The 9,806-nt window shown below is 52.9% G+C and carries 9 protein-coding genes and 1 pseudogene; 9 read left to right on the top strand and 1 reads right to left on the bottom strand.

Features of this window, described 5'->3' with window-relative positions; all coding sequences use genetic code 11:
• Positions 1 to 237: pseudogene (locus tag BLR50_RS14500) on the top strand (IS110 family RNA-guided transposase); the annotation flags it as partial.
• A 156-nt stretch (positions 238 to 393) separates the two neighbouring features.
• Here the strand turns inward: BLR50_RS14500 and BLR50_RS09470 are convergent.
• Positions 394 to 2,790, bottom strand: coding sequence for a glycogen/starch/alpha-glucan phosphorylase (locus BLR50_RS09470; protein WP_092641173.1), 2,397 nt, complete (start codon positions 2,788 to 2,790; stop codon positions 394 to 396).
• A 328-nt stretch (positions 2,791 to 3,118) separates the two neighbouring features.
• Between BLR50_RS09470 and BLR50_RS09465 the strand changes: the two genes are divergently transcribed.
• The 8 genes from BLR50_RS09465 (at position 3,119) to BLR50_RS09430 (ending at position 9,740) form a co-directional block, all read left to right on the top strand.
• Positions 3,119 to 3,472, top strand: a complete 354-nt coding sequence (locus BLR50_RS09465; protein ID WP_092641164.1) for a cell division protein ZapA — start codon at positions 3,119 to 3,121, stop codon at positions 3,470 to 3,472.
• Positions 3,469 to 5,535 carry a peptidase U32 family protein gene (locus BLR50_RS09460; RefSeq protein ID WP_092641161.1) on the top strand — a complete coding sequence of 689 codons (2,067 nt, stop codon included), beginning with the start codon at positions 3,469 to 3,471 and terminating at the stop codon, positions 5,533 to 5,535. Before BLR50_RS09465 ends, BLR50_RS09460 begins: the two co-directional genes overlap by 4 nt.
• Before the next feature lie 31 nt (positions 5,536 to 5,566).
• Positions 5,567 to 6,007 carry a dUTP diphosphatase gene (dut, locus tag BLR50_RS09455; RefSeq protein ID WP_092641158.1) on the top strand — a complete coding sequence of 147 codons (441 nt, stop codon included), beginning with the start codon at positions 5,567 to 5,569 and terminating at the stop codon, positions 6,005 to 6,007.
• A 20-nt stretch (positions 6,008 to 6,027) separates the two neighbouring features.
• Complete coding sequence (locus BLR50_RS09450) at positions 6,028 to 6,297, top strand: DUF4321 domain-containing protein (RefSeq protein ID WP_092641155.1); 270 nt, start codon at positions 6,028 to 6,030, stop codon at positions 6,295 to 6,297.
• A 127-nt stretch (positions 6,298 to 6,424) separates the two neighbouring features.
• Positions 6,425 to 6,976, top strand: coding sequence for a Maf family protein (locus BLR50_RS09445; RefSeq protein ID WP_092641152.1), 552 nt, complete (start codon positions 6,425 to 6,427; stop codon positions 6,974 to 6,976).
• 117 nt (positions 6,977 to 7,093) lie between these two features.
• Positions 7,094 to 8,113, top strand: coding sequence for a rod shape-determining protein (locus BLR50_RS09440; protein WP_092641149.1), 1,020 nt, complete (start codon positions 7,094 to 7,096; stop codon positions 8,111 to 8,113).
• A gap of 114 nt (positions 8,114 to 8,227) precedes the next feature.
• Positions 8,228 to 9,133 (top strand): rod shape-determining protein MreC, encoded by a 906-nt coding sequence (gene mreC, locus BLR50_RS09435; protein ID WP_092641145.1) that lies wholly within the window; start codon positions 8,228 to 8,230, stop codon positions 9,131 to 9,133.
• Between the two features lie 73 nt (positions 9,134 to 9,206).
• Positions 9,207 to 9,740: a hypothetical protein gene (locus tag BLR50_RS09430; protein WP_143008088.1), complete on the top strand. Its 534-nt coding sequence runs from the start codon at positions 9,207 to 9,209 to the stop codon at positions 9,738 to 9,740.
• The last annotated feature ends 66 nt before the right edge of the window (positions 9,741 to 9,806 follow it).

The following is a 9,806-nucleotide window of genomic DNA, read 5'->3' as shown; positions in this document are numbered from 1 at the left end:
AAGTATCTCGAGCTTAAAAAACGTCGCGGAGGAAAGAAAGCCGTTATTGCGATTGCAAGAAAACTCCTGACTGCTATTTGGCACATTCTCAGCAAGAATGAGGTCTACAGCGCCAAGCTCTACAGAAAGGCCGATAAGCCGCCTGCCGCTCGCGAACTGACCATGACTCAGGCTATTACATTCCTGCGCAGCAAAGGTTTCTTGATATTAGACGAGGAAAGCGGCGAGGTCCTGTAGCTGTTCAATCTGTTTTTTTGACCATTCTCGAATGGTCTGATTTGTTATGCCCTTTTGAGAGTGGCTTGCTTGTGATTTGTTTCAAACTAAGCTCCTGACGGTTCCAGAACCACATGTCGATACCTCCCCAAAGCTGCCATCATTAGGGCAAAACGGTTATTTCAGCCCCCAGATATTCTTCGCGTACTCCTGAATCGAGCGGTCGGCCGAAAACTGCCCCGCGCCCGCGATGTTGTTTACCGACATCCGCTGCCACTTCATCGTGTCGCGGTAGCATTGCGACGCGTACTCCTGCGCCCTGCGGTAGGCCTCAAAGTCGCGCAGCACCATGTACGGGTCGCTGTTTTTTAAGGAGTTTGCGACATCCTCGAAGGTATTGCCCGCGATACCGCGCGTGAGCAGGTCTATCGCCTTTTTAATCGTTTCGTTATTATCGTAAATCTCCTTCGGGCGGTAGCCTGCCGCCTTTTGGGCATCAACCTCCTCCGCAGTCATACCGAAGGTGATGATGTTCTCGTCGCCGCACGCCTCTTTAATCTCGATATTCGCGCCGTCCAGCGTGCCGATGGTTACGGCGCCGTTTAACATCAGCTTCATGTTGCCGGTACCCGAGGCCTCGGTGCCCGCCAGCGAAATCTGCTCGGATATTTCAGAAGCCGGCATCAGCTGCTCCGAAAGGGTTACGCGGTAGTCCTCCAGGTAGAGGATACGCAGCTTATCACGCAGCAGCGGGTTTTGCTCAAGCTCCTTGCTAAGCGAGCAGATGAGCCGGATAATCTGCTTGGCAAGGTAGTAGCCGGGAGCCGCCTTTGCACCGAAGATATAGGTTTTGGGCACAAAATCCATGTTCGGGTTTTCCAGCAGCTGCTGGTACTGCGTAATGATGTGCAGCGCGTTTAGGTGCTGGCGTTTGTATTCGTGCAGGCGCTTTACCTGAACATCAAACACCGAATCGGGGTTTAACGCAACGCCCGTGTTTTTCTGTATATAGGCCGCAAAAGCCTCCTTATTGGCATGCTTTACCTTTGCAAGCTGCTTGAGCACCGATTCGCTGTGCTCATAGCGCCGGAATTTCTCCAGCTGGGCGGTATCCTTGATATAGCCGGTGCCGATCAGGTCGTTCAGCAGCCCGGTAAGTGCAGGGTTGGACTGGTAAAGCCAGCGGCGCGACGCGATGCCGTTGGTAACGTTGCAGAACTTCTGCGGCATCACGGTATAAAAATCGTGGAACACGCTCTTTTTCAAAATGTCGGAGTGTATCTTTGAAACCCCGTTTACCGAATGGCTGGCAATTACCGAAAGGTTTGCCATCCTTACGCGGTGGTCAGCCACCACTGCCATACGGGCCACCTGCTGCAGGTCGCCGGTTTTTTCAAACAGTACGGCACAGGCTCGCTCGTTAATCTCGTGCACAATCTGGTAGATGCGCGGCAGGCAGGCCTTGAAAAGGTCTTCGTTCCATACCTCCAGCGCCTCGCTCATTACGGTGTGGTTGGTGTAGGCAAAGGTACGGGTAACAAGGCTCCATGCCTTTTCCCACGAATAGCCGCACTCATCCAGCAAAATGCGCATCAGCTCGGGAACCGCAAGGGTTGGGTGGGTATCGTTGATGTGGATAGCCACCTTCTCGGGCAGATTCTCCATCGTCCCGTAGGTTTTCAGCTGCCAGCGGCAGATATCGGCAATCGAGGCCGCGCACATAAAATACTGCTGCCTCAGCCGCAGCATCTTGCCCTCAACGTGGTTATCATTGGGGTAAAGCACCTTGCTGATGACCTCGGCCATCGAGTTCTGCCCCATGGCGCGCAGGTAGTCGCCCTTGTTAAACAGCTCCATATCCAGCCCCGGGCTGGTGGCCTTCCACAGGCGCAGCTTGCTTACACCCTCGCTGTCGAAGCCCGAAAGGTAAAGATCAAACGGCACCGCCTTTACGGTGCTGTAGTTTACATGGTGTACCTCATGAAAGCCCTCGTGCCAGTATTCCTGAATCTCGCCGTCAAAGTGTACATCCACGGCCTGATCGCGGCGCGGCACCAGCCACACATCGCCGCCGGGCAGCCAGTTATCAGGGGTTTCGGTCTGCCAACCGTCGATAATCTTTTGCTTGAAGATGCCGTACTCATATAAAATAGAGTACCCCGTAGCGCAGTAGTCCTGCGAGGCAAGTGAATCCAAAAAGCAGGCGGCAAGACGGCCCAGGCCCCCATTGCCAAGGCCCGCGTCGGGCTCCAGCTCGTAGAGGTCGTCCAAGCTCACATTCATCTCCTGCAGCACCTCTTGGGCGATTTCCTCCATTCCAAGGTTGTAAAGGTTGTTTTTCAGTGAACGCCCGATTAAAAACTCCATACAGAGATAGTACACACGTTTTTTACCGCGGCTGTCGGTTTGTGCGGCAAAATGGCGGCGCTTTTCAAGCAGTGCATCCTTTAAAACCAAGCACAGCGCCTTATAGAATATCTCGTTGGAGGCCTCCCGCTGATCGGTGGCAAACTCATTCTTTAATTTTAACTCCAATAGTGACCTGAACTGCGATTTTGTAAACAATCGCTGCATCTCATCCATCCCCTATCCCGGTGTCACGCATGCCATTTCATGCAATATATTCAGATAATGTTTATTATACTATACCTTTGCGGTATTTGGCAAATGAAAGCAGCGGTTTTTACAAATATCTTACCGTCAATTCCTTCGATCATTAAAGCTTTACAAGTTTTAAAGCCGATAGACTAATAAGGTCACAAAAATATTAACATTTTCCCCGTTTTACTCTTTTTAATTGTACGAAGATAGATTATAATAGGTATTAATTATATAGACAAGGATTAGTACGCTCTTTATTCATTTTGAAGATTAAAGCGGACAGATATAAGGGAGTGTAGGTATGGACATTGTGAACAGCGTCAAGATTAAAATCGCCGGAACGGAATATGTGATCTCTACAACAGAAGACCCCACCTATGTGGCGGAGATGGGCGAGTTTGTGAATGATGTTGTAACCGACCTGATGCAGAAAAACCCCAATCTTTCCATTACAAAGGCGCTGGTGCTCTGTTGCCTGAACGCACAGGACGACCTGAACCGTGCCATCACCAATACCGATAACCTGCGCAACCAGATTAAGGAATACCTTGAGGATGCCGCACGTTCCCGCGCGGAGGCGGACGAGCTCCGCCGCGAGAACAACCGGCTTCGCAACAGCATGAATAAGAATACGGAGAACCATAAAAACCTATGAAATCAATACCCGAAATATTAGCGCCCGCAGGCGGAAGTGAAGCGCTTACCGCCGCAATGCTCAGCGGAGCCGATGCCGTATATGTAGGTGCCAAATCGTTCAGTGCGCGCGGTGCTGCCGAAAATTTTACCGGCGAGGCTCTTGCCGATGCCGTTTCGCAGTGTCATATCCGCGGCATGAAGCTTTACCTTGCAGTAAACACCGTTGTTCTTGATAACGAGCTGCAGGAGGTCACTGAACTGATTGCCCATGCGGCTAAAATCGGCGTGGACGCGCTGATTGTGCAGGATCTCGGCATTGCAAGGCTTGCTAAGGAAATCTGCCCCGCCATGCCGCTGCATGCCTCTACCCAGATGTCGGTGCACACCCCTACGGGGGCGCGCTTTTTATATGAAAACGGATTTACCCGCGTGGTGCTCGCGCGGGAGCTTTCGCTTGCCCAGATACAGGAGATTATCGCCGCCTGCCCGATTGAAACCGAGGTATTTGTTCACGGTGCATTGTGTATGTCGGTTTCGGGCCAGTGCTACCTCAGCGCGATGGCTGGAAGGCGCAGCGGAAACCGCGGCCTGTGTGCCCAGCCCTGTCGGCTTCCCTTTTCTCACAAAAAGGGAGATACGGCCTGTGGGCTTTCGCTTAAAGACCTTTCTATTGTAAAAGAGATAAACACCTTAAAGGACGCCGGGGTGACCTCGGTGAAGATAGAGGGGCGCATGAAGCGGCCGGAGTATGTCGCCGCCGCCGTGAACGCCTGCCGCTGCGCGCGGGAGAAAACCCTCACGCCGGATATTCTGGACACCCTGCAGGCGGTGTTTTCGCGCAGCGGGTTTACCGATGCCTACCTGAAAGGCAAGCCGGGCGAGGAGATGTTCGGCGTGCGCGGCAAGGAGGACGTTACTTCTGCCGCACCCGTGCTCAAGGAGCTGCAAAGGCTCTACATGAAAGAGCCCGCGCGGGTGCCCATCAAGCTTGCCTACACCCAGCAGGCCGGACGTTCGGTGTGCCTGGAGTGCGTGGATGAAGACAATAATCGTGTGGCCGCCTACGGTGATATGCTCGAGCCTGCCATCAACAAGCCCACCGATGCCGAGCGTGCAAAGGCATCCATCCTAAAGCTGGGGGGAACCCCCTATTATGCCGAAACGGTAAAACTGGATGTGGACGAAACCCTTGCGGTAAGCGTTTCACAGATCAATGCCCTGCGGCGCGAGTGCACTGAAAAGCTCACTCTTCTGCGTGCCGAGCCGATACCCAAACAAACCTTTACGCCGAATCTGACGTTTGAAAGGCGAAATCAGGCTACCCGCCCCACCCTGCGCGGCCGCTTCAGGCGGTTCGAGCAGCTTTTTATCGGCGATTGTGAGAAGCTTGAGTATATTTACCTTCCGGCGGACGAAATCCTAAAGCATATGGATAGCCTTGCCCCAATCAAGGACAAGCTGATTGCCGAGCTTCCCCGCGCGATGTTCGGGCTGGAGGCAGCGCTTGCCGAACAGCTGAGCCGCTTAAAGGAGCTGGGTATCCACCGGCTTTCGGTGCTCAATCTCGGCACCATCGCGCTTGGCAGGCAGTACGATATGAGCCTGCACGGCGGGTTCCCGCTCAATGCCGCAAACTCCATTGCGCTGGCGGCACTGGCAGCGGCAGGTGTTGCGGATACCGAGCTTTCGTTTGAAACCGACCTTACCCGTGCCCGGGCGCTTTCCGGCATATTAAAAAGCGGTATTGTGGCCTACGGCAGGCTTCCGCTTATGCTGACGCGAAACTGCCCCTTAAAGCACCATACCGATTGCGCGGCGTGCGGTAAAAAGGGCGGCTATATGTTCGACCGTCTGGGCAACCGTTTCTGGGTAGCGTGCAGCGGTGCGGGCAGCGAGGTGTTCAACTGCCACACCCTCTACCTGGCCGACCGGTTGGAGGAGCTGCACGGTTTAGACTTTTTAACCCTGATGTTTACCACCGAGGATAGCGCCGAGGCCTCGGCGGTGATTGATGAATACCGCTTTGGGGGAACCGTTCCCGCCGAGTTTACCCGCGGCCTTTACTACAGGGGCGTATTGTAGCAATACAGCTCCCCGGAAGGATGGTTATATCATGAAGCTGATGGTGAAAAGACTGCGCGAGGGCGCGGTGCTTCCTAAAAGGGCTACCGAGGGCAGCGCGGGGCATGACCTTTACGCGCTGTTGGAAGAACCGGTTATTGTTCGGCCGGGCGGGCTTGTGAAGATTCCCACCGGGCTTGCCATATCGCTTCCCTCCTCCGACTACGCCGCGTTCGTATATGCGCGCAGCGGGCTTGCCATCAAGTTTGGCATTGCGCCCAGCAACTGCGTGGGGGTTATCGACAGTGACTATCGCGGTGAGCTGATTGTGGGGCTTACCAATCACAGCGCCCAACCCTACACCATACAGAACGGCGAACGCATTGCGCAGCTCATCATAGCGCCCGTAGTGCTGCCCGAGATAGAGGAATGCGATACCCTTGATGAAACAGAGCGCGGCGAGGGTGGCTTCGGCTCCACCGGCAAAATGTAACCGGGCGGGAGGGGATAAGTATGAAGTTTAAAAAAACGCTGGTTACCCTGCTGCTGTTTGTCTCAGCCATATTGCTTGGCGATTTTATCGGGCGCATGACGGGCGGCATCTCGGCTTTAAGCTGGCTGGGGTACACCATTTCGTTCGGTATCCCGGTTTCGCAGCCCTTTGTACTCGACCTTTCTGTGCTTAAGCTGGCGCTGGGGTTTTACCTTTCCATCAATGTTGCGCAGATCATCCTGCTGGTTTTTGCCATCTTTTTATATAAGCCGCTGCTTAAGAAACTGTAATACAGGCTTTCAGCCTTCCGATTACATAGCAACAATCAACAGCCCCTTGAAGCGATTGGTTGTGTCCTGTCGTTTTATAGGCAGCCGTCTGTTGTATTGATTTCTTTATAAAGGACATGAATGTACTATGAGAATTATTTTAGCCTCTGCCTCGCCGCGGCGTGCGGAGCTGATGCAGCATATCACCGAGGATTTTGAGATCATCCCCTCACAGGAGGAGGAAGTGGTTGACGAGGTGCTGGACCATCACGAGCTGGTGATGGAGCTTGCGCGCATCAAGGCGGTTTCGGTGCTGAACAAGCACCCGGAAGCGCTGGTTATCGGCTGCGACACCATCGTTGCGGTGGATAATCTGGTGCTCGGCAAGCCCAAGGATAAAGAGGATGCCTTCAACATGCTCAGCCTGCTTGCAGGGCGCAGCCATGAGGTGTACACCGGCGTTTGCCTTGCAAAAAAGGGGAAGCTGGAGCAGTTTTACAGCCGCACCGAGGTATTCTTCGCCCCGCTCACCGATGAAGAAATATACCGTTATATTGCCACCGGCGAGCCTTACGACAAGGCGGGCGCCTACGGCATTCAGGGCAGAGCCTCTACCTTTTGCGAGCGAATCGAGGGGGATTACTTCACCGTAATGGGGCTGCCGGTTGCCATGCTTTACAAAAAACTGGAATCGTTTTAAAAGGCTATTGAGTTAAACCTAAAGAACAGTTATAATAAATATATTAATGATTCAGTGAATTCGCCGCTTAACGGGAATCGTTAAACGGCTTTTGGATAGGTGAAAGGGGAAGTATATATGTTTTCAAGAGACATCGGCATAGATTTAGGCACCGCCAACACACTGGTGTTTATGAAAGGGCGCGGCATCATCATGCGTGAGCCCTCGGTAGTGGCGGTAGACACGAAGACCGATACCGTAAAGTATGTGGGTACCGAGGCTAAGGAGGTTATCGGCCGTACACCGGGCTCGATTGTAGCCATCCGCCCGCTTAAGGACGGCGTTATCGCCGACTTTGATATTACCGCCAGCATGCTGCAGATCTTTATTAAAAAGGTTTTTGCGGGCAAGTTTTTTGCACGGCCCCGCGTTATCATCTGCATTCCCTCCGGCGTAACCCCGGTTGAGCGCCGTGCGGTAAAAGAGGCCGCACTCAAGGCGGGCGCGCGCCATGTTTATATTATGGAAGAGCCTATGGCGGCTGCCATCGGCGCAAACCTGCCGGTTGCCGAAGCCACGGGCAGCATGATCGTGGATATCGGCGGCGGCACTACCGAGGTGGCGGTAATCTCGCTCGGCGGCATTGTGGCCTCCAAATCGGTGCGCATCGGCGGCGATGTGTTTGATTCCTGCATCGTTTCCTACATAAAAAGAAAGTACAACGTGCTTATCGGTGAACGTACCGCCGAAGACATCAAGATACAAATCGGCTCCGCCTACCCCTACGAGGGCGAGGAGCGCGTAGAGATCAAAGGCCGCAACCTGGTAGACGGCCTGCCCAAGAATGTTATTGTTGCGCCGGATGAGATTCGCGAATCGCTGCATGAGCCGCTCGAATCGATTATCGATGCGATTAAATCCACCCTTGAAAGAACCCCGCCCGAGCTTGCCGCGGATATTATCGACCACGGCATCACCCTTGCCGGCGGCGGCGCGCTGCTGCGCGGCTTGGATGCCCTTATTAAAAAGGAAACGGGCATGCCGGTTTATATTGCCGAAAACCCGCTGGATTGTGTGGCGCTGGGCACCGGCCGTGTTCTGGAAGGCACCGCGAAGATCAATCAGGTATTTAATGAGGATGATAAGGCGGTTGGCTAACCGTTATCCTATTATTGTATTCTGCAGGGCACGACGCAGCCTACGGGCGGGCGGCGTGTTTTGCCATGACGTTCAGATTTCTGCTCAAAGCTGATCATTGGAGGTACCGCCTCGGTGAACGAGTTTTTTAAAAGCAAGAAGTTCAAGATACTGCTGGGCATCGCCGCGGTGCTGTTCGGCTTTATGCTCTATACCGCGATGAACGCGGGGTTTGGCAATATTCTTTCAAATTCACTTGGCTCGGTGGTTTCGCCGCTGCAAAAGCTCTCAATGCAGATAGCCTCTTCTGCAAACGGCTTTTTTGAAAAGATTATCTACGCCGATAAGATCTCGGAAGAAAACGAGACGCTTCGTGAAGAGCTGCGTTCCATGCGCGAGAAGATGGTGGATTACGAAACCTACAAGGCTGAAAACGAACAATACCGCCAATTCTTAGACCTGAAAAAGGACAACCCCGACTTCGTATTTGAAACGGGCATGGTAATAGGCCGCGACCCTACCGACTACTTCTATTCCTTTACCATCGATAAGGGCTCAGTGAACGGCATAGAGCTGTACGACCCGGTGATTACCCCAGACGGCTTGGTTGGGCGTATCTCCGAGGTCTCCTACACCGACAGCAAGGTAATCACCCTGCTCAACCCCGGTATTGATGTAGGTGCCTTCAACGACCGTACCCGCGATACCGGTATTATTTCCGGCGAGCTGAACCTTTCCAAAAACGGCAAGTGCAAGATGTCCTACATATCCCGTGATAGTTCCGCCTCCTCCGGCGATATCATCACCACCTCCGGCATCGGGGGTGTGTTCCCCAAGGGGCTGATTATCGGCACCATCTCGGATATTAAAACCGAGGCGCACGGCATCTCGCTCTACGCCGAGATTATGCCTTCCGCCAACATTGCCAAGGTACGCGATGTGTTTGTGATAACCTCCTTCAAGGGGCAAAACGGCACCCAACCTACTCCCGGTGATTCTGCATCTTCTACCGCTTCCTCTTCTTCCGCCGCCACAAAATAGTCGGGCGATAATTTGTTAACAGTAAAAATGTGATGCCTATTATAAACTAGGCCGATTGGAGATAAACTTTGCTATGGCTTCCGATACCTCCGTTTTTCGACGCAACATACGCTCTATTTTAAAATGGACAATCTACGCTCTTTTGCTTCTGGCAGCCTACATAGCGGGCCAAAACCCGTTTGTTCTGAATCTGTTTGGTGTGCGGCCGATATTAATTCTTCCCGTCGCCATCAGCGTAGCCATGTTTGAACACGAATTTTCCGGCGCCATCTTTGCGGCTGCCGCAGGCATATTGTGGGGCATCTCGTCCGACACGGTGTTTGGCTACTATGCCATTATTCTGCTGGTGCTCGGTGCCGCAGCGGGGCTTATCTGCAGCTATGGCTTAAGCCCTAATCTGTTAACGGCCCTTCTGCTTTCCTTCGGGGCTTCGATGATTACGGGGCTACTCGATTTCTTTTTTCTATATGTTCTGTGGGGGTATAACGGTTTGAGCAGATTCTTTTTAACCTCGATGCTGCCCACTATTCTAGTTACTGCGTTTTTCATTATTCCGTTTTATTACCTTGTAAGGCTCATTAATGGGAAGCTGCAGCTTCCGAAATAATCTGATAGCTTTAAAAGCGCAGCAACACTAAAGCGGCGCTTTTATTCATACCATTTTTACAAAATG

Source organism: Acetanaerobacterium elongatum (assembly GCF_900103835.1).
GTDB classification, from domain to species: domain Bacteria; phylum Bacillota; class Clostridia; order Oscillospirales; family Ruminococcaceae; genus Acetanaerobacterium; species Acetanaerobacterium elongatum.
This window is presented reverse-complemented; position numbering and strand designations above follow the sequence as displayed.

Bases quoted from the DNA above. Each gene is read 5' to 3' on its own strand.
- BLR50_RS09470 (WP_092641173.1), bottom strand. From the start codon at position 2,790: ATGCAGCGATTGTTTACAAAATCGCAGTTCAGGTCACTATTGGAGTTA.
- BLR50_RS09465 (WP_092641164.1), top strand. From the start codon at position 3,119: ATGGACATTGTGAACAGCGTCAAGATTAAAATCGCCGGAACGGAATAT.
- BLR50_RS09460 (WP_092641161.1), top strand. From the start codon at position 3,469: ATGAAATCAATACCCGAAATATTAGCGCCCGCAGGCGGAAGTGAAGCG.
- dut (WP_092641158.1), top strand. From the start codon at position 5,567: ATGAAGCTGATGGTGAAAAGACTGCGCGAGGGCGCGGTGCTTCCTAAA.
- BLR50_RS09450 (WP_092641155.1), top strand. From the start codon at position 6,028: ATGAAGTTTAAAAAAACGCTGGTTACCCTGCTGCTGTTTGTCTCAGCC.
- BLR50_RS09445 (WP_092641152.1), top strand. From the start codon at position 6,425: ATGAGAATTATTTTAGCCTCTGCCTCGCCGCGGCGTGCGGAGCTGATG.
- BLR50_RS09440 (WP_092641149.1), top strand. From the start codon at position 7,094: ATGTTTTCAAGAGACATCGGCATAGATTTAGGCACCGCCAACACACTG.
- BLR50_RS09430 (WP_143008088.1), top strand. From the start codon at position 9,207: ATGGCTTCCGATACCTCCGTTTTTCGACGCAACATACGCTCTATTTTA.